Raw genomic sequence first — 24,900 nt, 5'->3', positions numbered from 1 at the left:
AAATTGGTTTTTGCGCCGATTATTTCTGGGGCCGCAATTCCTTGCGAATAGTCAATTTTAAGCCCGACCAGATCGCGTCCACCGCACAGACTTTAATGTCGACAAAACCCATCGGCAGACAGACAGTCCGAATAGTGTCCTCGGTAATATCGGTTTTGACTTTTGATGCCTTTTTTGGCCAGCTTACCCAGACCTGACCAGCGGGATCGATCAGAGTGCGCAGTGCGGTGAGATGCAGCTCTAGCCGGGCGCGCTCCTTGACAAAAATATGCGCCGCGTTGAGTCCCTGAAAGGGAGCATCATGTTCTTCAAAGGTGAGACCATAGGTCGCAATTTCAGCGCGGACGCTATCCGGCATGGCATCGAACCAAACCGACATGCCATCTTTCAAACTCAGTTTTTTCGCAAGCGGGGTGCCCGAATATCCAGCATTTTGCTTCATAGCCATAGCAGGTATATAGCAGCACTATCAGGTCAGGTCATCCATCGGTGAAGCCATAGCGATGATTTGGCAGAAACTCCCCATTGCGAATATCCCGTATTTCGGTGATAAAGTGGCAGGGTCGCCCAAAATTTGAGGTGCCGAGATCCAAAAGGACCGGGTGCAACATGCAGGAGGGCAATATCATGCGGAAGCGATTTGGACTGATTTTGACCAGCGCGGTGCTGCTATCAAGCTGCGCCGAACATCGGTTGGTGGTACAGCGCCCCAATCCTGATGGCGAACATGCGATCGTGAATAGCAAAGCCTATCTATTGCCCAAAGGACAGCCGCGCACTGTGGCGGAATGTCAAACCAATTTGATTGATGAAGTCCGAGTAAAGACCAATTTTGGACAATCCCTAGTGACGGTTTTAACGCTGGGCATTTATCAACCCACCACGATTGAATATTTCTGCGCCAAAGTCCCTTCGGACGAAGGCAGCACAGACGAATAGTCGGTAATTTCATCACCGGACGGGAGAATCATCATGCCCCCCAATTCGATTCACATCAGCAACAATATTGATTGGGTCAATCACCACTTCAATATCAAAGTCCCGGTGGCTAAGCGTCTCAGGGTCCATAATGAAAACCCGACCCGTGCCACCATGTCGGGTATGCGCGCGACGGCGGCACGATTGCAGGGTATAATTGCTGATGGGTTGCAGGCCGGTGTACAGCTTCGGGCCTGTGGTTCGCGCTGGTCTTTTTCTGATATTCCGGTTGTTGAAAATGGTTGGGTGGTGGAAACAGCCAATCTGGATTGGACGTTTAATGTCGGAGCATCCGATGTTGATTTGGCCAGCGCCACGGCCCGAGATGATCTCTATCTGGTGCAATGCGGGACGAATATTTCCAAGATAAACGAACGGTTGGAAACAACATCACGCCGGCGCGCGTTGCGAACATCAGGCGCCAGCAATGGCCAGACTATTGCCGGCGCGATCGGAACCGGGGTCCATGGATCGGCAATTAATGTCGGGGCAATGGAAAGCGAAGTGGCCGGCATACAATTGCTGACAGCAACGCAAAATTTGTGGATTGAACCAGCGCGCGCGCCAGTGATGACCGCGAGATTTGCAGCAAAGCTGGGCGCGACTTTGGTGCGGGACGATGCAAAATTTGATGCCGCCATTGTCAGCCTAGGGGCTTTGGGGATCGTCCATAGTGTCATGCTGCGCGCAACCGGGCGCTATTTGCTCAATTCTTCCTTGCACCATATTCCGTTCGGGCAGCTGCAAGGTGCGCTCAACATGCTTGATTTTCGCGGCTCGGGTCTGCCGGATCAAATTCGCAAACCTTATTTTTTCCAAGTCATTCTTGATCCGCGCAAAATGGATATAGGCTATACAACCGTGCGCTACAAAGAACTGTGCCCGCCCGGCTATCGCGCTAATTATAATCTTAAGTCTGAAGCGGAGCCGGGAACGGATTTGCCGCGGCTTATCGCATCCGCCATAAAAATGTTCCCGGACCTACGGGACACGGCAACAAGTCTGCTCATTCAAAGCGAATTGAAAGTACGCTCTGACCGTCCGCATGAATGGCGTTTGCCGGGTGAGACCTATAGCTTTACCAGCGCACGGGAAGGCATTGCGAGTTCCGGTTTTGCGGTGCCGATAGCGCAGGTCACCAATGCGCTCGACATTATGCGTCAGGCCTTTCTGGTCCATAAGAGCGCACCGGTTGTATTCACTTGTCGCTATGCACAAAAATCACCGGGTATTTTATCGTTTAACCGCTATGATCCCAGCTGTGTCATTGACATTGACGGCATCGATACACCCGCGACACGCAAGCTGATTACGCTGGCCGGTCAGCGGTTAGAGGCTGCGGGCATGCCCTTTACCCAGCATTGGGGCAAGATGCATGATCTCACCAAAGCCCGCGTAAAGCGCGGCTATGGAGGAAGCGTTGATCGGTGGAACCAAGTGCGAAAATTGCTGCTACCGGATGCAGCGGAACGCGATGCGTTTTCGTCACCGTTTCTGGATAGCGTTGGGTTGAACGCCTGAGCGGTTAGTCTTGCATCCAGTCGCGGAAGAAACTGTCACTGGCATCGCGGAGGTCGGCGAGGGGGATGTCGCACAGCGTTGAAATTTTTGTGACATTGTCCATCTCAATGACGACCGAATTGCCTTCGGTATGACCGATATTTGAGCAAATTACTTTTTTATTGTCCAACATAGTGCGTAGAGCTTCTTTTGACGTTGTCGTCACGAGGTAAGTCGACTGGCTTTCGCTGAACCAGTCTTCTGCATAACAATCGATATCTGTGCACCAAAGATTGCAACCGATACCGCCAGCAAGCGCCATCTCGGTCAGTGCAATCAATAGTCCGCCATCCGAAATATCGTGCACTGCAGTAACAAGACCCTGTTTTATCAATTCTCGGATGGACTCACCGGTTGCTAATTCCTCTTCCAGATTTACAGCGGGGGGAATTCCGTTTTCTTGACCATGACACTCACGCATCCAAAGTGATTGACCAAGTTCAACCTTAGGCTGGCCAACTAAAAAAATTTCTTCCCCCTCATTCTTAAACCCAATCGTCATCATCTTGTCGAGATCATCAATCAATCCTACCGCCCCAATGGCCGGCGTTGGCAAAATCGCATGGCTCACACCATCCGCGCCCGTCGTCTCGTTATACAGGCTTACATTGCCCGACACGATCGGCATATCCAGCGCTTCGCAGGCTTCGGCCATGCCCTCGATACAGCCGACAAATTGCGCCATGATATGCGGCTTTTCCGGGTTACCGAAATTCATGCAATCGGTTGTCGCGAGCGGTTTTGCACCGACCGCGCAAAGATTGCGATAGGCTTCGGCAATGGCCTGCTTGCCGCCTTCCACCGGATCAGCCTTGCAATAGCGCGGGGTGCAGTCAGTGGTGATCGCGAGGCCTTTGTTGGTGCCATGGACGCGCACAACCGCTGCGTCACCGCCAGAGCGCTGCGCGGTATCCGCACCGACCTGGCTATCATATTGCTCCCAGATCCAGCGGCGCGAGGCGAGGGCAGGGCTTGCCATCATCTTGAGCAGGTCCGCGCCAATGTCGGTGCTTTCGGGAATATCGCCCAACGGCTTGGTGGCGACGTGTGCCTTATATTCTTCTTGGGTCAGATGCGGACGGTCATAAAGCGGCGCGTCGTCGGCCAATGGGCCAAGCGGGATATCGCAAACCGTTTCGCCCTTATGCGTCAGAACCATGCGGCGGGTGTCGGTGACTTCGCCAATAACCGCAAAGTCCAATTCCCATTTGGTGAAGATCGCTTCGGCCATTTCTTCGCGGCCGGGTTTCAGGACCATAAGCATGCGTTCCTGACTTTCGGATAGCATCATTTCATAGGCGGTCATCTCGGTTTCGCGGCATGGCACTTTATCCATGTCGAGAATGATGCCGACTTCGCCATTGGTGGCCATTTCGACTGACGATGATGTCAGACCTGCGGCGCCCATATCCTGAATCGCAACAATTGCATCAGACGCCATCAATTCCAGACAGGCTTCGATCAGCAGTTTCTCGGTAAACGGATCGCCAACCTGGACTGTGGGACGCTTCTCATCGCTGTCATCATCAAATTCCGCGCTCGCCATGGTTGCGCCATGAATACCATCGCGGCCGGTTTTCGACCCGACATAGACTATCGGGTTGCCGACACCGCTGGCGGCGGAATAAAAAATCTTGTCTGCATCTGCGACGCCCACGGTCATCGCGTTTACGATGATATTGCCGTCATAGGCTTCGTGAAAATTGGTTTCGCCGCCCACGGTTGGCACGCCAACGCAATTGCCATAGCCGCCAATGCCCGCGACGACGCCTTTGACCAGATGCTTCATCTTGGGATGCTCGGGACGTCCAAAGCGCAGGGCATTCAGATTGGCAACAGGCCGCGCACCCATGGTGAAGACATCGCGCAAGATCCCGCCGACACCCGTTGCCGCGCCCTGATAGGGTTCGATATAAGACGGGTGGTTATGGCTTTCCATCTTGAAAATCGCAGCCTGACCGTCGCCAATGTCAATCACACCGGCATTTTCGCCGGGGCCACAAATGACTTGAGGGCCCGTAGTGGGCAGCTTTTTGAGGTGCAGCCGCGAGCTTTTGTAGGAACAATGCTCTGACCACATGACCGAAAAAATTCCGAGTTCAGTGATATTGGGTTCCCGGCCAAGCGCGTTTAATATGCGTTGATATTCTTCGGTATTGAGGCCATGTTCGGCGACAATTTCCGGCGTGATCGAGCCTGATGATTCCGAGGCGGTGCGCGAGGATGATTGTGTCATGACAACCCTTTAACGAGCGCTCGTGATTCCGCCTAGTGGGAATTGATAAATTTGCGCACGCCATTGCATTAGCGATTTTAATATGGTTTAATAATGCAACCAAACTTTCAGATGACTGGAAATTCAACATGGATAAAGTGGTATTGGTCATCGGCGCTGGCGACGCCATTGGCAGCGCGATCATGAAGGCATTTGCGGATAAGGATTACATCGTATGCGGCGCGCGGCGCGGCGGCGAAAAGCTAGACCCGTTGATTGAAGAATTGCGCAGCGCTGGGAAACAGGCGCACCGCTTCACGTGCGATGCCAGGAAAGAAGATCAGGTCGCAGCGCTTTTTGAAAATATCGAGACTAATATCGGGCCGCTTGACTGCGTGGTGTTCAATGTCGGCGCCAATGTGCCGATTACGATCCTGGATACCGACACTCAGAAATTTTCTAAAATTTGGGAAATGGCGACTTTTGCTGGTTTTCTTGCTGGCCGGGAATCGGCCCGGGTGATGACCAAGCGCGGCCATGGTTCCATCATATTTACTGGTGCCACCGCCAGTATGCGCGGCGCCGCTGGTTTCGGCGCCTTTGCCAGTGCCAAAGGGGCGCTGCGCAATATGGTGCAAAGCCTGGCGCGGGAAATGGGTCCGCAAAATATCCATGTTGCCCATGTCGTCATCGATGCCGCGGTCGACACGGATTGGATAAAGGGCATGTTGCCTGATTATGAGGAACGCAAGGCCAATGATGGCGTGGTCAATCCCGATGATTTGGCGCAAAATTATGTCATGCTCCACGAACAGCCGCGCAGTGCCTGGACATTTGAAATGGATGTGCGGCCGTGGATCGAAAAATGGTAGGCAATCCCGTTTGCCAATGCCCGCATCGCTATTTGAAGAAGGACTATCTAGATGAGTAAAGCCATTGAACTTGTGTTCGATTTTGTCAGCCCCAATGCCTATTTAATCTGGCAGCCGCTCAAAGCCTTAGCGGCGAAATATGACGCGCATATTGAGATTATCCCCGTATTTCTGGGCGGTATGCACAAATTGACCGGGAATGCGCCGCCCTTCATTAGGGATGCCGAAGTCAAAGGCAAAAACGCCTATGCGATGCTCGAATTGCAGCGTTTCGTTAAAAAACACCAATTGACCAAATGGCAAATGAACCCGCATTTTCCTTTTAGTACAATCACGTTGCAACGAATGCTTTTGGCTGTCGAACCGGACCAACGCATTGCTTTGATTGATACTTTATTACCGCCAATTTGGGAAAATCAATTTGATGTGACCGATGTTGAAGGGTTGGGAAAAATACTCGCTGACAATGGTTTCGATCCGCAGGACCTCGTCGCGAAAACACAGGATCCTGAAATCAAGCAACAGCTTATCGACAATGTTGAGAAAATGGTTGAACGCGGCGCTTTTGGTATCCCGACCATCTATATTGAAGGCGAAATGTATTTTGGCAAAGAGCGTCTCGGTCAAATTGAAGAACAGCTGGCAGGCTAGTCGAAAATTTCAATTGTCGCGGTTCATCGCAGTTCACGCTTGCTCTGGTTCATCGCTTATGGTGAACAGGCGCTATGGATTCACCCTGCAACAATATCTGTATGATTGACCCGCCCACTGGATATTGTGAAGGCTGTGGCCGCAATCTGGATGAGATTGGGGAATGGGCTTCGGCAAATGGCGAGCGAAAACGCGAAATTTTGTCGATATTGCCGCAACGGTTGAAACTGTTGAACGAGCGCAAGCGGCAATAATTGCTTTGCGGAACGCTCAGGCTTTCACAAATCGCAACACAAGATAGGCTGTCAAAGCGGCAGTGACGCCGGTTGCAAATGTGCCCCATGCAATATCAACTATCGTGATTTTGGTGGACCATATTTTCAAAACGGCCTGACTGGTCAAATCATAGGTCGCATATGCAATGCCACCGAAGAGTGCGCCATTGAGCAATGCTGTGGTCCATTGGCCATTGGCCAATGCCGGTTTAACTCCGAACCAGACAATGCCGAACAAATAGATTAAATAGAAAGCCATAGCAGGCAATTTTCGAAACTCATCGGCCATGATGTCGCCAATGACTGGCCGGTACAGGCTGTTCGCCATGTTACTGAGCCAGAGGAAATCGAGAATGCCAAAGATAATGGCAGCGATAATATAAGCGATGATAAATTGTGTCATGGAACATCCTCTTCTGGGCCCGCGTCAATCAGGCCTGTTTCAATGTTCGCGTTTTGCCGACAAAAGCCGCTGCCGCAGCTGCCAGAGTGAAGGCGAGCAATGCTGAAATCATCATACCCAGATCAGCTGTTTCCGGTTCTGGACCAAACCAGTTAATCACCTGAAAAGCGAGGAGCAATAGGACCAAAAGGGCAATGGCGATTTTTGATTTGGGAGTTGTCGAACGCGTGCGCGCAATGAAAAAGGCGAGGGCGCCAAAGGTCAATAAAATTTCCAGCGGCATGGCGATTGCGGGATGGTTCCAAAGCCCAAAGCCCAAATTGGGTGGTGATCCGGCCAGTGTCAGATCTGGCGCGTGCACCAACAGATCAAGCAACCAATGCGAAAGAACAACCAACCCACCGATCAACGCGGCTGATTTGTTGCGCGTGAACAGCCAGATCAACCCTGCAAAACCCAAAGCCCAAGCGACGGTTCCTAGCAAGCTATGGGTATAGGGCATGTCATAGAGATCAAGCGGGTTCATGACGGTCATGCCAGGCGTGATACGAAAATTCTCGATACCCAAGATCGCCAGTCCGAAAAACCCGAAATCGACCAATTGTCCAGCGACAAACAAAAGCCCAAGTCCGGGGGCTTTGGGATGGGTGGCGGCGACCATGGCTGGTGCAAAATGCCCGATAAACATGATATTTTTCCCCTTATGATAAACAAGCTTACTGCCGCCCTGCAAAAAATGCCAGAATGCTATCAGGAATAAACTCGCCAAATTGCCGCTTGGAGGCCTTGACCGAAGCTCAAACCGCCGTCATTGCAATGACGATGAACGAAAGCGATCAGAATATGTCAGAAGACTCGGCCGACTTGAATTTTGAGGAAGCGCTGCGGCGTCTTGAAGAAATTGTCCGAAAGTTGGAAAGCGGAGATGTGCCGCTCGATCAGTCTATCGCGCTTTACGAACAGGGTGAGAAATTGCGCGGGTTATGTCAAAAGCGACTGGAAGATGCGCAAGCCAAAATTGAGAAGATCACGCTGGATCGTGAAGGCAGGGCCCAGGGCACGGCTCCATTTGATGCCGATTAGACGTGGCTGCGAACAATAATATGAACCTGCAGCAGGAAATGGTCCGGGTTGCCGAAGCGGTGGACAAACAATTTGATTTGTTGCTGACCGTTCCCGATGATGCTCGCGCGGAATTGTTTAATACCATGCGCCATGCCGCGATCGGCGGTGGCAAGAGACTCCGGCCATTGTTGGTGATGGCAACATCGCGATTATTCAATGTCGATGAGAATTGCGCAATACGCGCCGCCACCGCTTTGGAAGCGTTGCATGTCTATTCGCTGGTTCATGACGATTTGCCTTGCATGGATGATGATGACATGCGGCGCGGTAAGCCAACCGCCCATAAATTATTCGGTGAAGCGCAGGCGGTCCTCGCCGGCGATGCGCTGCATGCTCTGGCCTTTGAGCTACTCGCCGATCAAAATACCCATACCGATCCGTTTGTGCGCGCTGAAATGGTCGCCTGTCTTGCCAAAGCGGCGGGGCCGTCGGGAATGGCCGGAGGGCAGATGATGGATCTTGTCGCTGAGACAACCACTTTTGATTTGCCAACCGTCACCCGATTGCAGCAATTAAAAACCGGTGCTTTGATAACCGCCTGTGTCGAAATTGGGGCGATATTGGGCCGAGTTCCAATTGAAGGCCGCACTGGATTACGGGGATACGCGCATGATCTGGGCCTGGCTTTCCAAATTGCCGATGACATTTTGGATGTTGAAGGCGATGAAGCCCTGGCCGGCAAGGCGCTGCATAAAGATGAACAGGCGGGAAAGCAGACATTCCTAAGCTTAATGGGTGTCGAACGGGCAAAAGAGCAGGCACAAATGCTGGTTGATCAAGCCAAATCCCATTTGAGTGGTTATGGTGAAGAAGCGGATTTGCTGCGAACCATTGCTGAATTTACGATCCAGCGAAACCGCTGAGGCGATTGAGACCGGGCGATCCCGGGGGAGGAATTTATGAGAGTTGGTGTTTATCCTGGAACCTTTGATCCGGTAACCCTTGGCCATATGGATATAATCCAACGCGGTACCCGGCTAGTCGACAAGTTGGTCATTGGTGTAACAACCAATCCTTCTAAATCGCCCATGTTTTCACTCGAGGAACGGTTGGAAATGGTAAGACGGGAAACCGCCGACCTTGGTGATGCTGTCGAAGTGGTTGCATTCAACGCCCTGCTTATGAAATTTGCCCAAAAGCAGGGCGCAAGCGTCATTGTCCGCGGTCTCCGAGCCGTTGCCGATTTTGAATATGAATATCAAATGGCCGGAATGAACCAGCAGCTAAATGACCAGATCGAAACTGTCTTTCTAATGGCTGACGTTTCTTTGCAACCCATAGCATCGCGTCTGGTCAAGGAAATTGCGGTTTATGGCGGCGAGATTCACAAATTTGTCTCGCCCAAAGTCTGTGAACAAGTGGTTGCCCGGGTAGCCGAAACCGGACTAAAGGGTGAGCAATAAATTGTAAAAAGTCAGCGATTGGGAACCAGTTCATTGCGGTGAAAGCATGACTCGTTCAAGAGGCGAAAATAATCCTTATTGTCGGGCGCATTTGCACCGTGATGATGAAGAATAAGAGATGAGTATATATTATGCTAAGTAAGTTTATCGTTTCTTTCTGTGCTGCTGCATTGATGAGCACGAGCGTGGCGGCCCAAGAACAAGCAGCGGCTGCGGAGCCGGCCGAAGCGTCCGTACCGGCGGAAGAAAATATGCTGATTTTGGACTTGTCCACCGGTGGCCGGGTGACGATCCAGCTTTATCCGCAAATGGCCCCCAATCATGTTGAGCGCGTCAAAAGGCTGACCCGGGAAGGCTTTTATGACGGCGTCATTTTTCACCGCGTTATCGAAGGCTTTATGGCTCAAACAGGAGACCCCACCGGAACCGGAACCGGCGGATCGGAATTACCTGATTTGAAAGCGGAATTTCACAATTTCCCGCATTTGCGCGGCGTTGTTTCGATGGCGCGAGCCGAAACCGAAGATAGTGCCAATAGCCAATTTTTCATTGTTTTTTACCCCCGCTTTGCCTTGGATAAAAAATATACTGTGTTCGGCCGTGTTTCTGGCGGCATGCAATATGTTGATGCGATTAATCGGGGGGTACCGCCTTCCAATCCAAGCCGCATTTTGCAGGCTTCGATAGCGGCAGATGGCAAGGCGCCTCCTGCACCGCGATCCACAGCACCGGTTCTCGAGCAAGAAATTTCAGTCGATGATCTGAACGCGCCGATTAACCCCTAGGCCCGTTCATGCGCGTAGATCTCTTTGATTTTGCGCTGCCGCAAGAAAATATAGCGCTTCGACCGGCTGTCCCGCGGGACAGCGCTAAACTGCTTTTGTTAACGGCTAAGGGCCAGTCATCTGATCATATAGTCACCGATCTGCCGGATCTATTGTCAGACAAAGATGTTTTGGTTTTCAATGATACAAAGGTGATCCCAGCGCAGCTGGAAGGTCGTCGCGGTGAAGCCAAAATTGGTGCAACATTGCACAAACGCATTGATTTGCGGCGCTGGCAAGCGTTTGTCCGCAATGCGAAACGGCTGAAAATCGAAGATATTGTGGATTTCGGAGTGGGCGTTCTTGCTGAGGCGGAAGCCAAATTTGAAGATGGCAGCTTCCAGCTCCATTTTCTCGGCGAAGAGCCGGTTGAAGTCTTGCTGGCCCGAGCGGGAACCATGCCTTTACCGCCTTATATCGCGAGCAAGCGCGCAATTGATGCCCGCGATGCGGAAGATTATCAGACCATGTTTGCGCAAGAAAAAGGCGCAGTCGCGGCGCCCACGGCGGCCCTGCATTTCACTGACGATCTGATCCAATCGTTGCGGGCGAGGGGAGTGGGCCACGAGATATTGACCTTGCATGTTGGCGCAGGAACTTTCTTGCCGGTCAAGACCGACGAAACGGACGATCACCAAATGCATAGCGAATGGGGACGTATTACCGCTGAAACGGCTGATCGGCTCAATCAGACGCGTGCAGAGGGCGGCCGGGTGATTGCCGTGGGCACAACCAGTTTACGTCTGTTGGAAAGTGCCACCGGAGAAGATGGGATTATTCAGCCCTTTGCCGGTGATACGGATATATTCATTACGCCAGGCTATAAGTTTCGCGCGATCGATGGATTAATGACCAATTTTCATTTGCCCAAATCAACATTATTCATGCTGGTGAGCGCGCTAATGGGATTGGACAATATGCAGTCTGCATATGCCCATGCGATCAAAAATGATTATCGCTTTTACAGCTATGGCGATTCCAGCTTATTGCTTCCTTGAACCCAGGCCTGTGCGCCATGGATGCAAAAAAAAGGCGGCTCCAACGGAACCGCCTCTTTTAAAAAAATCAGTAAAGGCTTAGCCTTCAGCAGCGACAGGAACCGGCGGATCATTGTCAGCCACTTCGGTCAAAGAACCACCTTGTGGTTCGCATTCGCCTGCTTCGGTATATTTCCAAGCATTGCCTTGATAGTCGACAACGGACGTACCAGCACAACTCGTGCCTTCGCCAGCAGCGCAGTCATTTTCGCCCGCTTTGGAGATACCAAAACATTTTTCTTTCTCAGCAGCAGCCACTTCTGTTGCTTCTTCACCCGTGGCTTCTGCGCCTTCGGTTGCTTCGCTAGCACCGCCGGAACAGGCGGAAAGAGCTGCGGCTGCGATTAATGCAGTAGCTGCAGAACCCAGTTTCATCGTCTTCTTCATAATATTCTCCAGATTTTGGTCTTTGAAAAACTGTTGTCATCCTGCACAGTTACTGAGGGATTCGCGCGAGGATGAACACTCGATACACCATCAGATATAAAACACAAAATTCTTTGTTTTTTCGAACCTTACTTCGTTGATTGGAACAGATTTTCATGGCCAACCGTTTTTCTTTTTCCATCGCCGCCACAGATGGCAAGGCGCGCACCGGGAAAATAACAATGCAGCGCGGTGAAATACGGACGCCGGCATTCATGCCGGTCGGGACAGCGGCAACCGTAAAAGCAATGAAGCCTGATACGGTCCGATCTACCGGAGCCGATATCATATTAGGCAATACCTATCATCTGATGCTGCGACCAGGGGCGGAGCGGGTCGCGAAGCTTGGCGGGCTGCACAAGTTCATGAATTGGCACCGGCCGATCCTCACGGATAGCGGCGGCTATCAAGTAATGAGCCTGTCCGATTTGACAAAGATGAGCGAAGACGGTGTTGAATTTCAAAGTCATTTGGATGGTTCCCGCCATATGCTGACACCGGAGCGGTCGATGGAGATCCAACGATTGCTGGGTAGCGATATTGTCATGGCATTTGATGAGTGCACCAAAAATGGAGCGACGTGGGAAGAGGCAATATTATCTATGGAACGATCCATGCGATGGGCCAAGCGCTCGCGCGATGGCTTCGATAGCGGGACTGAACATGCAAGCAAAGCCGCGCTTTTCGGTATTCAACAAGGATCACTGGATAAAGAAATTCGTGCGGCATCTGCGCAAGCGCTCACGGATATCGGGTTTGACGGTTATGCCATTGGTGGTCTTGCCGTCGGCGAAGGACAGGAGGCGATGTTTGATGTGCTCGACTATGCGCCGGGACAATTGCCGGAGGATAAGCCGCGCTATTTAATGGGCGTTGGCAAGCCTGATGATCTTGTCGGAGCGGTAGAACGCGGCGTAGACATGTTCGATTGTGTTTTGCCCAGCCGGTCCGGCCGTAATGGCCAAGCCTTTACATCGACAGGACCGCTCAATATTCGCAATGCGAAATTTGCCGAAGATCTTGACCCATTGGATCCCGATTGTGGCTGTTCCGTGTGCCAAACATATAGCCGTGCTTATTTGCATCATCTCATACGATCGAAAGAAATATTGGGCGCCATGTTGATGACCGAACATAATATCGCTTTTTACCAGTCTCTGATGGCTGGCATGCGCGCCGCCATTGGCCAAAGGAAATTTGCTGCCTTTGCCCGCGATTTCCGGGGCAAATATTTACGATCATGATGATTGGACAGCCACAATCAACTTCTTTGCAAGATGCAATTGCGCGCGCCAGATTGCACGCGCCCTATCTGTGCCGAGCACTGGAACTGCAACCAGACCTGACAGCGTTGTTGGAAGCGGACAATTTGTCAGCTGCTTTTGCTTTTGGGGAAGAGGCAGGCAAGGGCGCAATTAATGTCCGTCAAAAGTTGAGGCGCGAAAAGCGATCTTTGGCTTTAACATTGGCTATTGGCGACTTGGCTGGACAACTGAGCCTCACAGAGGTGGTGTCGCATCTATCAGATTTTGCTGATCGCGCGCTAGATGAAGCCTTGGTAGATATTTACACCGCTCGTTACCCGGATGCTGATCACACCGGGTTTGCCGTAATCGGTTTGGGCAAACATGGTAGCCGCGAACTCAACTATTCTTCGGATATTGACCCGATTTTCATATATGATCCGGAGAAAATACCGACCCGTGGCCGAGAAGAACCCAGTGACGCCGCCCGGCGCATCGGCCAGCAGCTAGTCGATGCACTCAACAGCAGAGATGCAGATGGGTATGTTTTTCGTGTCGACATGCGGCTGCGTCCATCGCCGGAAGTCAGTCCGGTGGCTTTGCCGGTCGATGCCGCGATAAGCTATTATGAATCGAGCGCTTTAGCTTGGGAACAAGCGGCTTTCATTCGATCCCGCTTTGCCGCGGGCGATGCCGATTTGGGGCGGAATTTTCTTGAAACGATCAACCCCTTTATCTGGCGACGATCCTTGGACTATGGCGCGATCAAGAATATCGGCGCGGTATCGGTGCAGATCCGCGATCACTTTTCCGCAGGACAGAAATTTGGCCTGGGATATGATTTAAAACGCGGCCGCGGCGGCATTCGAGAAGCTGAGTTTTACGCGCAAATGCATCAATTGATATTTGGTGGCCGTGAGCCCAATTTGCGAGTCGCAGATACGCGTCAGGCTCTGACCGCATTAGCGTCAGCCGGCCGAATTGACCCGACCAAAGCTAATATCTTATCTGAATCCTATTCTTTATATCGGGTGATCGAACATCGATTGCAGATGATCAACGACCAGCAAACCCACAGCCTTCCTAGCGATGATGAGGCATTGGACAAGGTCGCAATGCTGCATGGATTGGACAGCGGAATAGATCTCCTTTGCTTGCTGGAGGCACGCGTCGAAGCGGTGGGCGCCATTTATGATGAACTTATCGGATCCGATGAAAGCGCAAAACTTCCGCCTGCTGATCAAGGATTGGAAGATGCTCTCGAAAAGCGCGGGGTATCCGAAATCGCAGTCTTTGCGGAAAAAATCAAAAGATGGCGCAGCGGCAAGGTCACCGCTTTGCGGAGCGAAGCAGCGATTGATTCTTTCGAAGCGGTTTTGCCTGAAATGATCGACGCCTTGTCTGGATCGCCAAATCCCGAACAGGCATTGGTGCGCCTTGACAGTTTGATCGACAAGCTGCCGACGGCCATAAATTTTTTCCGGATGCTGGAAGCCCGGCCCGGATTAAGGGAAATGTTGAGCCGCATATTGAGCCATGCGCCGGTTTTGGCGGATGAATTGTCCCGGCGCACAGAATTGTTCGAAGGATTAATTGATACCAGCGCCTTAGACTTGATGCCATCGGTTGATGAATTGGCGCAGCAATTTGCACAATGCGAAGAAGGCGATGATTATCAAATGTTGCTCGACCGGGTGCGTGCCCGTGTCGGAGAAAAACGATTTGCCCTCGGCACGCAGCTGGTGGAATCGCGTCATGATCCGCTGGCCATTGCTGGCGGCTACGCGCGGGTTGCCGAAGCGGCCATTCGGGTTCTCACAGACGCAACGATATCTGAGTTTGAACAGGTGCATGGGAAGGTTGCGGGCTCTGAAATTTTGATTCTGGCGCTGGGGCGGCTGGGCGGCGAGGCGTTGACTCACGCATCCGATCTCGATCTGGTATTTCTGTTTACCGGTGATCATAGCGCGGATTCTGACGGGCCGCGGCCTTTGGGCGGTACGCAATATTTCAATCGCTTGGCGCAGCGCATTGTCGCCGCCTTGTCTGTGCCGACAGCAGCCGGTCCCCTATACGAGGTCGATACCCGTTTGCGGCCGTCTGGAACCCAAGGCCCCATGGCGGTAACTGTTGAAAGTTTCTATAAATATCAAGATGAAAGCGCCTGGACTTGGGAGCATATGGCACTGACTCGGGCGCGGCCGGTTTATGGCAGTGAAGACGCTTCACGATTGTTACAAGAACAGATTAAAGCAATTTTGCAAAAGCCTCGCGAGCCAGAAAAATTGCGCAAGTCGGTGCGGAAAATGCGGCTCGATATTGTCGAGCACAAGCCGCCACAAGGACCATTGGATACCAAATTGATGGAAGGCGGCTTGGTCGATTGGGAGTTTATTGTCCATTTTCTGCAATTGAAAACCGGCGAAGCTTTGTTTCCTCAATTGGACGACGCGGCACGCGGGCTATCAAAAACCAATCAATTGGATGAAAACATGGTCGCCGCGCATGAGTTGATGACCCGTTTATTGGTGGCGCTGCGGTTGATATCGCCCACTTGTGATTATCCGCCCGAAACAAGTCGCGAACTTATCGCAAAATCGGCGGGGCAAGAGAGCTGGGATGCCCTTTTGAACGGGTATAACAATGCGCGGCAATGCGTTATTGAGGAATGGAATCGGCATTTACGGCCGGACCCGGATGAAATTTTAGGAGATATTATATGATCGACGTGGGCGAGAAAATGCCAGATATGGACTTGACTGCTCCCGATGGCAGGACAGTGAAATTGTCCGATTATCACGGCAAAAAGCTGGTCCTTTTTTTCTATCCCAAGGCGAGTACGCCCGGGTGCACCACGGAATCAAAGGATTTCTCGGCTCTATTGCCGGAATTTGAAAAAGCAGGAACGGCAATTTTGGGCATGTCCGCAGATAGTCCAAAACGGCAACAAAATTTCATCAACAAACAAGAGCTAACGGTTGATATCGCCTCTGATGAAAGTACCGAATTCCTAGAAAATATCGGCGTTTGGGCCGAAAAGAAAATGTACGGAAAAACCTATATGGGTATTATTCGTTCGACATTTTTGATCGGCGCTGATGGGACGATTTTGCACGCTTGGCCCAAAGTGAAAGTCAAAGGCCATGCCGAAGAAGTACTGGCTGCCGCACAAGCGGCTTAAGGTTATCGTCTGTTGAACAAGATCGCTAAAATACCGCTTGCAGCTGGCACTGTCATCCGTGATATCTTGCTTACGCCAGATCCAGCGGCAAAGGTCATGGCAGCGAGGCAAGCTACCAGGCAATGGCGAAAAGGACAGCTAACCGGGGATTTTTCGGCAGTCATGCCGGATGTTCCGGCCCGACCTGCACATCCTGAACTATTGCGTCCTGGGCAAATGCCGAGGCGCGGCAAGGGCACTTCAATCGCCAAACGCATCGCCTTGATCCATGCGTTAGCCCATATAGAATTTGTCGCGATTGACTTGGCCTATGACATGATCGGCCGCTTTGGGGCGGCTTTTCCACCTGCTTTTGCCGATGACTGGTTCCGCGTCGGAGCTGAGGAAGCCATGCATTTTGTTTTGCTAGACCGGCGGCTACGGGAAATGGGGAGTTTTTACGGCGATCTGCCCGCCCATGACGGATTGTGGGATGCGGCAAAAGAGACCGCTTATGACCCATCTGCCCGATTGGCGATTGTGCCCATGGTTTTGGAAGCACGGGGTTTGGACATCACTTTGGATACGGTGAAGCGGTTCCAGGAGCAGGGAGATTCGATGACTGCCAGAGTCCTAAACCGTATCTATCATGACGAGATAAATCACGTCTCTTTTGGCACAAAATGGTTCGAATGGCACTGTGAAAGGCAGAAAATAGCCCCTCACAGCCACTGGAAAAATCTTGTAAAATTGCACTTCAGAGGCGGTTTAAAGCCTCCATTTAACGACTCAGCGCGCCAAGCAGCCGGTTTAACCCAGGATTATTATCTTGGTATTGTATAATTAACCAAAATAAACTTACTCGTTAGAACAACACAGGGGGCAGATTTTCTGTCAGTTAATTTTTGGACCGAGATGTTCTTTGGTTCGCAGTAGCAGGACTCGATCAGTTTATGACCGATAGCGTAGTAGGTTTGTTTCATAAAATTGTGAAAAACATCACAACGATTGCGATCCTGGGGTCTGCTATGACCTTTTCATCAGCAGCAACAGCCGCAGAAGCGGAAGAGTCCAGCGTTCCTCTAGATACCTTGAAATCCAAACCCTCTGCCACTGAAAATATTCTCGGCGAAGCCGATCCAGCCTTCCGGTTGTTGTTCAACAACTGGTCGGGTCAAGGTAAAAAAACGCCAGTGAAATTGACAATCCCTTCGCGCAAGCCAGTTGATTCCTACAGGCTCACCAGTTCCTTTGGTTTCCGCTCTGATCCGTTCCGAGGTCGCCGCGCGCGTCACAAAGGCATTGATATGGCTGGACCTGTCGGCACGCCCATTTATGCCACAGCGGACGGTATTGTCGGCCGGTCTCAATGGGTGCGTGGTTATGGCAATTATATCGAAATTAATCACGGTAATGAAATTCAAACCCGCTATGGACATATGTCGCGGCTGAATGTGAAGGCCAATGCGCGGGTGAAAAGTGGTGATTTGATTGGTTTCATGGGATCAACCGGCCGTTCTACTGGCAGCCATTTGCATTATGAAGTCCGCATCGCTGGCGAAGCGGTGAACCCGGTACCGTTTATGCAGTCCAATGATTTTCTTTTGGCGCAAACCGTCAAACCCGGCGTAGATCTGGGCGGACCGGCTGAATAAAAATTTACGAGACACCTTTGGGAGAGGGTGCTGTAAGGGGTTGGTGAAGCTGAAACGCTCGCCGACCCTTTTTATTGCCGCCTCTTCTTTTGGACGAATGTGGCGGAACAATATTTCTGCCAGCTCCTTTTGACAGTTTGCGGTGCAATCCCTATCTGGTGGTTATGACCGAAACATCTGAATTGACCGGGCAAGATATTATTCTGACGCCCAATGCTGCCAAACGGGTCGCTATGATTGCTGAAAAGCAAGATAAGCCCGCAATATTGCGCTTGGCTGTAGAAGGCGGCGGATGTTCGGGTTTCCAATATCGCTTTGGGCTCGCGGAATCTATTGAATCCGACGATATCGCCGTTGAAGAAGCTGGCGTGACTTTGGTGGTCGATGAGATAAGTCTCGACCTCGTTCGGGGCAGCGCAGTAGATTTTGTCGAATCTCTGGGCGGTAATGCTTTTCAGGTCAGCAACCCCAATGCTGCGTCCGGCTGCGGTTGCGGCTCCAGTTTCTCAGTGTGACTGCCCATTCATGAAAATCGCCAGTTATAACATTAATGGTATTAAAGCGCGCTTGCCGCGTCTGCTGGAATGGCTCGAAGAAACAAAACCGGATGTCGCGTGTTTGCAGGAAATCAAATCGCAAGATGAAGGGTTTCCGGCCTCGGAATTTGAAAAAATCGGTTATGGCGCAATCTGGCATGGGCAAAAAAGTTTCAACGGCGTTGCAATCTTAACCCGCGATCAGCAACCGGAAGAGACCAAACGGGGTCTTGATGGAGAGCCTGAGGATTTGCACAGCCGCTATCTTGAAGCCAATGTCACCAGCCCTTCTGGGGAAACCGTTAGAATAGCCACGATTTATTTACCCAATGGGAATCCGTTGCCAGGGCCTAAATTTGATTTCAAACTGCGTTGGATGAAGCGATTGCGCGACCGCGCAACAGAAATTTGGCAGGAAGAAATGCCGGCAGTTTTGGCCGGAGATTATAATGTTATCCCCCGGGATAATGACGTGTTTTCGGTCAAGGCGATGGAAAAAGACGCGCTGATGCAACCCGAAAGCCGGGATGCCTATCAAAGACTATTGCACGATGGCTGGACCGATGCATTTGGGGTTAGCTATCCGGGCGGAAAGATTTGGACCTATTGGGATTATCGCAGCGGCGGCTGGCAGCGGGATCAAGGATTTCGGATCGATCATCTTTTGCTCAGTCCGCAGGCCGCCGATAACTTGCAGCGCTGCGGCGTGGACAAAGAACATCGAGGCCGTGAAAAAGCGAGCGATCACGCGCCCACTTGGATTGAGCTAGACCTTTAATGCGTGCTGTCATCATGAGTCTGGTGATTGCCGCTGGCCTCTATTTGATAATCGTCGCCATGGCTTATACATTTCAACGCGCATTATTATATGCACCCGATCGTAATGGACCTTCGGAACAGGACTTGACTGCGGCCGACTTCTCATCCGTCTCGATTAATGCCGACGAGCATGTATTACAGTCTTTATGGCGCAAGCCTGTGGAGGAGGCGAAACCGGTTTTCCTTCATTTGCATGGTAATGCAGGTTCCACGGCGGTGCGATTGCCAATCTATCAGGCCATGGCAGCAGATGGAGCCGGCGTTTTGGCCGTTGGCTATCCCGGGTATGGCGGTAATCCCGGGTCTCCAGACGAACAGGCTTTATATAAGACAGCGCGGGCCAATTATGATTGGCTAATCGCGCAAGGCTTTAAAGCCGAGCAGATCATAATTGTTGGACAATCTTTGGGTACGGGCGTTGCGACTTGGCTGGCTACGGAAAAGGACGCAGCCGGCCTGATTTTGGAAGCCGCCTATACCGCAATGGATGATATGGCGCAGCGGCAATTTCCAATATTGCCGGCCAAATGGTTGACCAAAGACCGCTATCCGTCCTTCTCTCGGATTGATCAGATAAATATGCCGTTGATTTGGATTCATGGGACCAATGATGGTCTCATCCCCTTTGCAATGGGGCAGAAATTATTTGATGCCGCTCGGGAACCAAAAACCGCCAGAGCGATAAAAAATGGCGGCCATAATGATTTGTGGATGCGGGGAATTGACGCCATAATTCGTAATGAAGCGGATCGTCTGGTGCCCAGCGACCCGAGTTGAGTCTTTAATCATCCAAATCTAAATTTCCGGAGGACCAGCAGCAGCAAGAGGTGGGTCAGATGGATTTTTCATATACCGTGTAAATCCGGTTGATTTTGGATTGAATCGCATCGGCAATCGCAACCATCCCCTTATTATCCTCTAGGATCCAACCGATTTCACCGCGTGTCGCACCATAATGGGCAATGGCTTCCCGGCGAATATATTCGATCATCATAAAGGCCATTTGGCTCGCGATCCGGCTGTTTTGCAGCTCTTTGATCACGCCCATTAAAGGCACTCGCATCGTCGGTGATTTCGGAAATTTCAGCCACCACAGTAGCTTCGCCCAATTGAATGGTAGCAAACTGCCATTCATATTCTTGGTCCGGTCATTCAGGTCGGGCAAGGTCATCATAAAGGCAACCGGTTTGCCTTCCAATTCTGCGATCATGATCAGGTCTTGGTAAACAATTGGCTTGAGCTTTACGCCGACATGATCAATTTCATGATCCGTCAGCGGGACAAAGCCCCAATTGTCTGACCAAGCGTCATTGAGAATGGTCATGATGATTTTTGCATCTCTGTCGAAATGGGATTTATCGACTTTGCGCAATTTTAACTTGCTGTTGCGTTCACCTGATTTCACGATGCGATCGATAAGTGGCGGAAACCCATCGATAATGTCCAGATCATAAGTGACCAATTCTTTGACGCTCTTATAATCCAGATTTTCTATCCAATTTTGATATTCTGAATTGTGATGACCCATCATAACGGTTGGGCTGTGATCGTGGCCCATTGTCAGCAATCCTGGTTCATCCCAAACGGACAAGCTGAGCGGGGCAACAATCCGGTGCATGCCTTGCTCCTTCAGCCATTTTTCAGCGGCATCGATCAGGGCGCTGGTCGCGGCTTCATGCTTGGCCTCCAACAACCCCCAATGGCCTGTGCCTGGCCCAAAACCTTGTTCCACAGGTTGTACTAAGGCCAAATGGTCCAAATGCGCGCTAATCCGTCCTACGATTTCACCATCTTGCTCAGCTAGGAAAAGTTGGATGGTTGCATGTTCGAAAAAAGGGTTTTTCCCGGGCGTGAGCAGGGCATAAACTTCGGACTTAAGAGGCGGAACCCAATGCGGGTCATTTGCATTTAGTCGATAAGCCAGATCGACAAAATTCTTCAGCTGTGCCTTGGTGGATACGGGATGAATGTCTATATGCTTGGTCACGATATTATTTAGACCCTTATTGAGCGTATACAAGCTGCGGATTAAACGATGCTGTGGCTCGATTGAGGGTATTATGTCAAGCACTTGCACGGTGGAACGGGTAAGCGCAGATGAGCGAGAGAAGCCATAGCAATGCCATTATCTCGCCATGTTATGCTGCTGTATGCACGGAATTGCGAAGACAGGATCTTATGAAACATTCTCTCCCCAAGGCTGCAAAATCTGTGTCATCATCCGATGATCAGGCTGCTGTGTCTGCTCAGGCGGCAACTTTTGATGACAATGAGTTGATCCGAACAGCGGCGAAAGTGACGCGAGACCTCAATGCTGTACGCCCAGCAATTTATTGGTCTGACCTGCTGATTTCTGCCGGAATAGGTTATGGAGCGATGATCGCAGCAATCTTAGTGTCAGGATGGACTTGGACTTTGGTGGCGGCAATGGTTTCAGTGCTAGCACTTTACCGGGCGGGCAGCTTCATCCATGAACTAACCCATATTCGACGGAACGCATTGCCCGGTTTCCATTTCGCTTGGAATCTTATTGTTGGAATTCCGCTGTTATTGCCCTCCTTCATGTATGAAGGCGTTCACAATCTCCATCATGCGCGGACACGATATGGCACGGCCGAAGATCCCGAATATCTTCCTTTGGCGCTGATGAAGCCATATACCGTTCCGCTATTTGTGGTGGTTTCGGCCTTAGCACCGATTGGGTTGTTCATCCGCTATGCCCTATTGGCTCCACTATCTGTTCTCATTCCGCCTTTGCGGACATTGGTGGTGGAACGCTATTCTGGTCTCGTGATCAATCCTGAATTTCGCCGTCGTCCGCCTGAAGGTGATTTGAAAAAGCAATGGTATGCGCAAGAAATAGCGGCCAGCCTCTGGGCAATTGGGCTATTGACGGCTGTAGCCACGGGCTTTTTGCCGCTAGATGCTTTTCTCATCGCCGTAGCCATTGCTGCCGGATCGGTCGTACTCAATCAAGTGCGGACATTGGTTGCGCATTTGTGGGAAAATGACGGCGAGGTGATGAGTGTGACGGAACAATATCTGGATAGCGTCAATGTTCCGCCGCCCGCTCTATTGCCGGCATTATGGGCACCTGTGGGCTTGCGATATCATGCTTTGCACCATCTTTTGCCGGGCCTGCCCTACCATGCGCTCGGCCAAGCGCACCGCCGAATTTCCGAGGCTTTGCCGCAGGAATCAACCTTCTATCGCGCCAATCATCTCGGCCTATGGACATTGGTTGCGGGTTTAATGCGCGGTAGCTCTGGCCGTCCGGCAGCCGAATGATCAACAAGCGTTAATTTGCGCTATTCTTCGGTTCGGATGAGAACTGTTTCTCCGATCAGAAAGAACAGGATAAATGGTGCCCAAGCCGCCAAAATGGGTGGATAGGCGCCGATTGTCCCCATCGCGAGCGAGAAATTATCGGCTACAAAATAGGCGAAACCCAAGGCCATACCTAAAACGGCGCGGACAAAAAGTTGCCCCGATCGGGCCAAACCAAAGGCGGCAACCGCGCCCAGTAAAGGCATTAGCGTCGCCGACAGGGGCCCGGATATCTTATGCCAGAGGCTGGCTTCTAGGCCCATGGTAGGTCGCCCCGCTTCTTTCAATTCAGCAATGGCAGAGCGCAGTTGCGGGAAGGACAGACTGTCTGCTTTGACGTCGGCCAAAGTAAACTGATCCGGCCGCAGGCTTTCGCCAATGGTGACACTGGCCTTTTGTTCTTCTGTACCGGTCAGTACGTTAAATTGGGTGACACCGGTGAGTACCCATGAGGATCCGCTAAATCGCCCTTCTTCGCTCTGCATGAGGCTGGTCAGGCCGCTATTGGTGCGGTCGTAAATTGTAATATCTTCAAGAACAACTTGCTGTCCGCGACCAGTGACCGTCTTGGCATTTATCAAATTGTCACCATCACGCACCCAAACATTGGTGCGCACATTGCTGGCTGCTGGGACAGGGCCATAGTCAACTTTCTCCCAAGCTGACAATTTTGCTGTTGCCGGCGCCACGACAATTTCGTTGAACATAAAGGAGATGAGAGCAACGAACATGCTGGTAATGATCAGCGGCGCGAGAATTTGGTGCGCTGACAATCCACCGGCTTTCATTGAAATCACTTCACTATTTTGATTCAAGGTCGCAGCGGTCACAATCGTGCCCAAGAGCACCGCAAATGGCAGAAACCTTTGGATAAGTTGCGGCGCTCGCCACGTCACATAGGTCCACAACTGGCTTTGGCCGTTGGTTTCTTGCGCCAATATGCGGCCGCTTTCACCAAGCAGATCCAGCGCTTGTAAGACCAGGACAAGCAAGGCCAGTACGGCAATTGTCCGCACCATCAACATTTTGGCCATGTAGAAGGCCAATGTTCGGGATGGAAAAAAGTCCATGGCTAAGCGCCCCTATATGTCATGCTGTGGCTGTATAACTTATTCACGAACATTGGCACGCTTTCGATTAAAGTTGAGTATGCTTTTGAAAACACCGCCAAATTTGGAAAATGCTTTTTCGAGTGCCCCAATAGGCTGTCCGCCTGGAACATGGGCTACCATGTGATACATCCAGATGATTAAGCCACCGAAAAGCAGGAAGGGCACCCACAAAGCGATAATCGGATCCACTATTCCGAGGGCACCAAGATCTTCGCCATATTGATTGATTTTATGATAGGTGACGATCATCACGATTGATACGAATACGCCGAGCGCGGAATTGGATCGTTTCGGGGGAATGGCCAGCGCGAGCGCCAATAAGGGCATAAGTAACATCATCACGACTTCGACTATGCGAAAATGAAAATTGGCGCGGCTTTGATTGCGTTCGGTCACCGATCGATCTTTGTCCAAGCCAACGCGGACCAGTTCCGGAATCGTATATTCCAGATCAGCGCCCCCGCGCGATCGGAAAGCTTCGATATCGGGCAAATCAATCGGTAAATCATGGCTGCTAAAGCTCAAGATCCGGGGCTTCTCATAATCTGGCGCGTCATGAATCAGCACACCTTGAGACAATCGCAAAATGATGGTGTCGGGATCATCCGTAGCTAGAAATTGGCCACCTTCGGCGGTTACAGACACGATTTGGCCCGATTTATTCTCTGCGCGAACAAACATGCCGCTTAATTTTGTCCCATTGTCGCGGCTTTCCTCAATCCGCATGGTCATTTTTGAGCCCAATTTTGTGAATTCACCGACTTTTATCGATGCGCCCAAAGCGCCCGAACGCAATTCAAAGCGTAATTCTTCATAATAATATCGCGAGAGTGGTTGAATAAAGCCAACCAATGCCAAATTGACGAGCATGAGTCCCACCGCGAACATATATGGTACTTTCAACAAGCGCCCATAGCCTTGCCCAACAGCCCGGAAAACGTCCAATTCCGAACTGAGCGCCAATTTACGAAAAGCCAACAATATGCCCAATAACAGGCCGATCGGGATCCCAAGAGAGAGATATTCTGGGATTAAGTTTGCGAGCATGCGCCAGACCACGCTGACAGGCCCACCTTCAGCGGCTACAAAATCAAACAGACGCAACATTTTTTCAAGAACCAGCAACATTGCTGCGATTACCAGTGTGCTAAAAAGCGGTACGGCGATCAAACGAGCAATATAACGGTCGGTGGAAGTTAGAAATTTCAACTTATCGTCGCCCTCTCACCATGTTTCTGCCGCAAATCATTTTCATAACCACATTATATCAGGGGGCTG

Annotated in this window: 27 protein-coding genes; 19 read left to right on the top strand and 8 right to left on the bottom strand. The window is 51.2% G+C overall.

The genetic code is table 11. The features are described 5' to 3' along the window. Nucleotides 1-19: 19 nt before the first annotated feature. Nucleotides 20-442 carry a hypothetical protein gene (locus ABJU74_RS10090; protein ID WP_348384090.1) on the bottom strand — a complete coding sequence of 141 codons (423 nt, stop codon included), beginning with the start codon at nt 440-442 and terminating at the stop codon, nt 20-22. 185 nt (nt 443-627) lie between these two features. Between ABJU74_RS10090 and ABJU74_RS10085 the strand changes: the two genes are divergently transcribed. Together ABJU74_RS10085 and ABJU74_RS10080 are read left to right on the top strand one after the other, a co-directional pair. Continuing rightward, nucleotides 628-939, top strand: a complete 312-nt coding sequence (locus ABJU74_RS10085; RefSeq protein ID WP_348384089.1) for a hypothetical protein — start codon at nt 628-630, stop codon at nt 937-939. 33 nt (nt 940-972) lie between these two features. Further along, a complete protein-coding gene (locus ABJU74_RS10080) occupies nt 973-2,499 on the top strand; it encodes a hypothetical protein (RefSeq protein ID WP_348384088.1) in 1,527 nt (508 codons plus the stop codon). Nucleotides 2,500-2,503: 4 nt separating this feature from the next. Here the strand turns inward: ABJU74_RS10080 and purL are convergent, their stop codons facing one another. Continuing rightward, the gene (purL, locus tag ABJU74_RS10075; RefSeq protein ID WP_348384087.1) at nt 2,504-4,774 is read right to left on the bottom strand and encodes a phosphoribosylformylglycinamidine synthase subunit PurL; all 2,271 of its coding nucleotides are present in this window, start codon (nt 4,772-4,774) and stop codon (nt 2,504-2,506) included. 128 nt (nt 4,775-4,902) lie between these two features. Here purL and ABJU74_RS10070 point away from each other — a divergent pair, with 128 nt between their 5' ends. From ABJU74_RS10070 to ABJU74_RS10060, 3 genes are all read left to right on the top strand, one after another. Beyond that, nucleotides 4,903-5,625: an SDR family NAD(P)-dependent oxidoreductase gene (locus ABJU74_RS10070; RefSeq protein WP_348384086.1), complete on the top strand. Its 723-nt coding sequence runs from the start codon at nt 4,903-4,905 to the stop codon at nt 5,623-5,625. Between the two features lie 51 nt (nt 5,626-5,676). Next, nucleotides 5,677-6,276, top strand: coding sequence for a 2-hydroxychromene-2-carboxylate isomerase (locus ABJU74_RS10065; RefSeq protein WP_348384085.1), 600 nt, complete (start codon nt 5,677-5,679; stop codon nt 6,274-6,276). Nucleotides 6,277-6,350: 74 nt separating this feature from the next. Beyond that, nucleotides 6,351-6,530: a DUF1289 domain-containing protein gene (locus ABJU74_RS10060; RefSeq protein WP_348384084.1), complete on the top strand. Its 180-nt coding sequence runs from the start codon at nt 6,351-6,353 to the stop codon at nt 6,528-6,530. A gap of 16 nt (nt 6,531-6,546) precedes the next feature. Here the strand turns inward: ABJU74_RS10060 and ABJU74_RS10055 are convergent, their stop codons facing one another. After that, on the bottom strand, nt 6,547-6,954 hold the full coding sequence (locus tag ABJU74_RS10055) for a DUF2177 family protein (protein WP_348384083.1): 408 nt from the start codon (nt 6,952-6,954) through the stop codon (nt 6,547-6,549). A gap of 28 nt (nt 6,955-6,982) precedes the next feature. After that, a complete protein-coding gene (locus ABJU74_RS10050) occupies nt 6,983-7,642 on the bottom strand; it encodes a hypothetical protein (RefSeq protein ID WP_348384082.1) in 660 nt (219 codons plus the stop codon). Nucleotides 7,643-7,797: 155 nt separating this feature from the next. On the opposite strand from ABJU74_RS10050, the gene ABJU74_RS10045 reads away from it, so the two are divergent. The 5 genes from ABJU74_RS10045 (at nt 7,798) to queA (ending at nt 11,304) form a co-directional block, all read left to right on the top strand. Then, nucleotides 7,798-8,037 (top strand): exodeoxyribonuclease VII small subunit, encoded by a 240-nt coding sequence (locus ABJU74_RS10045; RefSeq protein ID WP_348384555.1) that lies wholly within the window; start codon nt 7,798-7,800, stop codon nt 8,035-8,037. Between the two features lie 20 nt (nt 8,038-8,057). Next, nucleotides 8,058-8,942, top strand: a complete 885-nt coding sequence (locus ABJU74_RS10040) for a polyprenyl synthetase family protein (RefSeq protein WP_348384554.1) — start codon at nt 8,058-8,060, stop codon at nt 8,940-8,942. Nucleotides 8,943-8,978: 36 nt separating this feature from the next. Then, entirely contained in the window at nt 8,979-9,482 is a 504-nt protein-coding gene (coaD, locus tag ABJU74_RS10035) for a pantetheine-phosphate adenylyltransferase (protein ID WP_348384081.1), read from the top strand. Nucleotides 9,483-9,613: 131 nt separating this feature from the next. Continuing rightward, a complete protein-coding gene (locus tag ABJU74_RS10030) occupies nt 9,614-10,267 on the top strand; it encodes a peptidylprolyl isomerase (protein WP_348384080.1) in 654 nt (217 codons plus the stop codon). A gap of 8 nt (nt 10,268-10,275) precedes the next feature. After that, nucleotides 10,276-11,304, top strand: coding sequence for a tRNA preQ1(34) S-adenosylmethionine ribosyltransferase-isomerase QueA (queA, locus tag ABJU74_RS10025; RefSeq protein WP_348384079.1), 1,029 nt, complete (start codon nt 10,276-10,278; stop codon nt 11,302-11,304). Between the two features lie 78 nt (nt 11,305-11,382). Here queA and ABJU74_RS10020 read toward each other — a convergent pair whose 3' ends face one another. After that, nucleotides 11,383-11,730, bottom strand: a complete 348-nt coding sequence (locus tag ABJU74_RS10020; RefSeq protein ID WP_348384078.1) for a DUF2282 domain-containing protein — start codon at nt 11,728-11,730, stop codon at nt 11,383-11,385. 155 nt (nt 11,731-11,885) lie between these two features. Here ABJU74_RS10020 and tgt point away from each other — a divergent pair, with 155 nt between their 5' ends. From tgt to ABJU74_RS09980, 8 genes are all read left to right on the top strand, one after another. Further along, the gene (tgt, locus tag ABJU74_RS10015) at nt 11,886-13,013 is read left to right on the top strand and encodes a tRNA guanosine(34) transglycosylase Tgt (RefSeq protein ID WP_348384077.1); all 1,128 of its coding nucleotides are present in this window, start codon (nt 11,886-11,888) and stop codon (nt 13,011-13,013) included. After that, nucleotides 13,010-15,736, top strand: a complete 2,727-nt coding sequence (locus tag ABJU74_RS10010; protein WP_348384076.1) for a bifunctional [glutamine synthetase] adenylyltransferase/[glutamine synthetase]-adenylyl-L-tyrosine phosphorylase — start codon at nt 13,010-13,012, stop codon at nt 15,734-15,736. The genes tgt and ABJU74_RS10010 overlap by 4 nt, the downstream gene beginning before the upstream one ends. Further along, the gene (locus ABJU74_RS10005; protein ID WP_348384075.1) at nt 15,733-16,194 is read left to right on the top strand and encodes a peroxiredoxin; all 462 of its coding nucleotides are present in this window, start codon (nt 15,733-15,735) and stop codon (nt 16,192-16,194) included. Before ABJU74_RS10010 ends, ABJU74_RS10005 begins: the two co-directional genes overlap by 4 nt. A 12-nt stretch (nt 16,195-16,206) precedes the next feature. Further along, nucleotides 16,207-17,016 (top strand): ferritin-like domain-containing protein, encoded by an 810-nt coding sequence (locus ABJU74_RS10000; RefSeq protein ID WP_348384074.1) that lies wholly within the window; start codon nt 16,207-16,209, stop codon nt 17,014-17,016. A 185-nt stretch (nt 17,017-17,201) separates the two neighbouring features. Continuing rightward, a complete protein-coding gene (locus ABJU74_RS09995; RefSeq protein ID WP_348384073.1) occupies nt 17,202-17,828 on the top strand; it encodes a M23 family metallopeptidase in 627 nt (208 codons plus the stop codon). A 164-nt stretch (nt 17,829-17,992) separates the two neighbouring features. Then, nucleotides 17,993-18,343 (top strand): iron-sulfur cluster insertion protein ErpA, encoded by a 351-nt coding sequence (gene erpA / locus ABJU74_RS09990; protein ID WP_348384072.1) that lies wholly within the window; start codon nt 17,993-17,995, stop codon nt 18,341-18,343. Between the two features lie 10 nt (nt 18,344-18,353). After that, a complete protein-coding gene (xth, locus tag ABJU74_RS09985) occupies nt 18,354-19,142 on the top strand; it encodes an exodeoxyribonuclease III (protein WP_348384071.1) in 789 nt (262 codons plus the stop codon). Continuing rightward, nucleotides 19,142-19,960 (top strand): alpha/beta hydrolase, encoded by an 819-nt coding sequence (locus tag ABJU74_RS09980; RefSeq protein ID WP_348384070.1) that lies wholly within the window; start codon nt 19,142-19,144, stop codon nt 19,958-19,960. Before xth ends, ABJU74_RS09980 begins: the two co-directional genes overlap by 1 nt. A 55-nt stretch (nt 19,961-20,015) precedes the next feature. On the opposite strand, the gene ABJU74_RS09975 is transcribed toward ABJU74_RS09980, so the two are convergent. Further along, on the bottom strand, nt 20,016-21,173 hold the full coding sequence (locus tag ABJU74_RS09975) for a GNAT family N-acetyltransferase (RefSeq protein ID WP_348384553.1): 1,158 nt from the start codon (nt 21,171-21,173) through the stop codon (nt 20,016-20,018). 188 nt (nt 21,174-21,361) lie between these two features. Here ABJU74_RS09975 and ABJU74_RS09970 point away from each other — a divergent pair, with 188 nt between their 5' ends. Continuing rightward, nucleotides 21,362-22,471: a fatty acid desaturase gene (locus ABJU74_RS09970; protein WP_348384069.1), complete on the top strand. Its 1,110-nt coding sequence runs from the start codon at nt 21,362-21,364 to the stop codon at nt 22,469-22,471. A 20-nt stretch (nt 22,472-22,491) separates the two neighbouring features. Here ABJU74_RS09970 and lptG read toward each other — a convergent pair whose 3' ends face one another. Both lptG and lptF read right to left on the bottom strand, forming a co-directional pair. Then, nucleotides 22,492-23,580, bottom strand: a complete 1,089-nt coding sequence (gene lptG, locus ABJU74_RS09965; RefSeq protein WP_348384068.1) for an LPS export ABC transporter permease LptG — start codon at nt 23,578-23,580, stop codon at nt 22,492-22,494. 39 nt (nt 23,581-23,619) lie between these two features. After that, the gene (lptF, locus tag ABJU74_RS09960) at nt 23,620-24,831 is read right to left on the bottom strand and encodes an LPS export ABC transporter permease LptF (RefSeq protein WP_348384067.1); all 1,212 of its coding nucleotides are present in this window, start codon (nt 24,829-24,831) and stop codon (nt 23,620-23,622) included. Nucleotides 24,832-24,900 lie beyond the last annotated feature (69 nt).

This window comes from Parasphingorhabdus sp. (assembly GCF_039982415.1).
Classification (GTDB): domain Bacteria; phylum Pseudomonadota; class Alphaproteobacteria; order Sphingomonadales; family Sphingomonadaceae; genus Parasphingorhabdus.
This window is presented reverse-complemented; position numbering and strand designations above follow the sequence as displayed.

What these genes read in the sequence shown, in the direction of transcription:
- ABJU74_RS10085 (WP_348384089.1), top strand. Translation starts at nt 628, where the DNA reads ATGCGGAAGCGATTTGGACTGATTTTGACCAGCGCGGTGCTGCTATCA.
- lptG (WP_348384068.1), bottom strand. Translation starts at nt 23,580, where the DNA reads ATGGACTTTTTTCCATCCCGAACATTGGCCTTCTACATGGCCAAAATG.
- tgt (WP_348384077.1), top strand. Translation starts at nt 11,886, where the DNA reads ATGGCCAACCGTTTTTCTTTTTCCATCGCCGCCACAGATGGCAAGGCG.
- ABJU74_RS10070 (WP_348384086.1), top strand. Translation starts at nt 4,903, where the DNA reads ATGGATAAAGTGGTATTGGTCATCGGCGCTGGCGACGCCATTGGCAGC.
- ABJU74_RS10090 (WP_348384090.1), bottom strand. Translation starts at nt 442, where the DNA reads ATGAAGCAAAATGCTGGATATTCGGGCACCCCGCTTGCGAAAAAACTG.
- xth (WP_348384071.1), top strand. Translation starts at nt 18,354, where the DNA reads ATGAAAATCGCCAGTTATAACATTAATGGTATTAAAGCGCGCTTGCCG.
- ABJU74_RS10030 (WP_348384080.1), top strand. Translation starts at nt 9,614, where the DNA reads ATGCTAAGTAAGTTTATCGTTTCTTTCTGTGCTGCTGCATTGATGAGC.
- ABJU74_RS10050 (WP_348384082.1), bottom strand. Translation starts at nt 7,642, where the DNA reads ATGTTTATCGGGCATTTTGCACCAGCCATGGTCGCCGCCACCCATCCC.
- ABJU74_RS10060 (WP_348384084.1), top strand. Translation starts at nt 6,351, where the DNA reads ATGGATTCACCCTGCAACAATATCTGTATGATTGACCCGCCCACTGGA.
- ABJU74_RS10065 (WP_348384085.1), top strand. Translation starts at nt 5,677, where the DNA reads ATGAGTAAAGCCATTGAACTTGTGTTCGATTTTGTCAGCCCCAATGCC.
- ABJU74_RS09980 (WP_348384070.1), top strand. Translation starts at nt 19,142, where the DNA reads ATGCGTGCTGTCATCATGAGTCTGGTGATTGCCGCTGGCCTCTATTTG.
- queA (WP_348384079.1), top strand. Translation starts at nt 10,276, where the DNA reads ATGCGCGTAGATCTCTTTGATTTTGCGCTGCCGCAAGAAAATATAGCG.
- ABJU74_RS10020 (WP_348384078.1), bottom strand. Translation starts at nt 11,730, where the DNA reads ATGAAGAAGACGATGAAACTGGGTTCTGCAGCTACTGCATTAATCGCA.
- ABJU74_RS09970 (WP_348384069.1), top strand. Translation starts at nt 21,362, where the DNA reads ATGAAACATTCTCTCCCCAAGGCTGCAAAATCTGTGTCATCATCCGAT.
- ABJU74_RS10040 (WP_348384554.1), top strand. Translation starts at nt 8,058, where the DNA reads ATGAACCTGCAGCAGGAAATGGTCCGGGTTGCCGAAGCGGTGGACAAA.
- ABJU74_RS09995 (WP_348384073.1), top strand. Translation starts at nt 17,202, where the DNA reads ATGACCTTTTCATCAGCAGCAACAGCCGCAGAAGCGGAAGAGTCCAGC.
- ABJU74_RS10010 (WP_348384076.1), top strand. Translation starts at nt 13,010, where the DNA reads ATGATGATTGGACAGCCACAATCAACTTCTTTGCAAGATGCAATTGCG.
- ABJU74_RS10055 (WP_348384083.1), bottom strand. Translation starts at nt 6,954, where the DNA reads ATGACACAATTTATCATCGCTTATATTATCGCTGCCATTATCTTTGGC.
- purL (WP_348384087.1), bottom strand. Translation starts at nt 4,774, where the DNA reads ATGACACAATCATCCTCGCGCACCGCCTCGGAATCATCAGGCTCGATC.
- ABJU74_RS10080 (WP_348384088.1), top strand. Translation starts at nt 973, where the DNA reads ATGCCCCCCAATTCGATTCACATCAGCAACAATATTGATTGGGTCAAT.
- coaD (WP_348384081.1), top strand. Translation starts at nt 8,979, where the DNA reads ATGAGAGTTGGTGTTTATCCTGGAACCTTTGATCCGGTAACCCTTGGC.
- ABJU74_RS10005 (WP_348384075.1), top strand. Translation starts at nt 15,733, where the DNA reads ATGATCGACGTGGGCGAGAAAATGCCAGATATGGACTTGACTGCTCCC.
- erpA (WP_348384072.1), top strand. Translation starts at nt 17,993, where the DNA reads ATGACCGAAACATCTGAATTGACCGGGCAAGATATTATTCTGACGCCC.
- ABJU74_RS10045 (WP_348384555.1), top strand. Translation starts at nt 7,798, where the DNA reads ATGTCAGAAGACTCGGCCGACTTGAATTTTGAGGAAGCGCTGCGGCGT.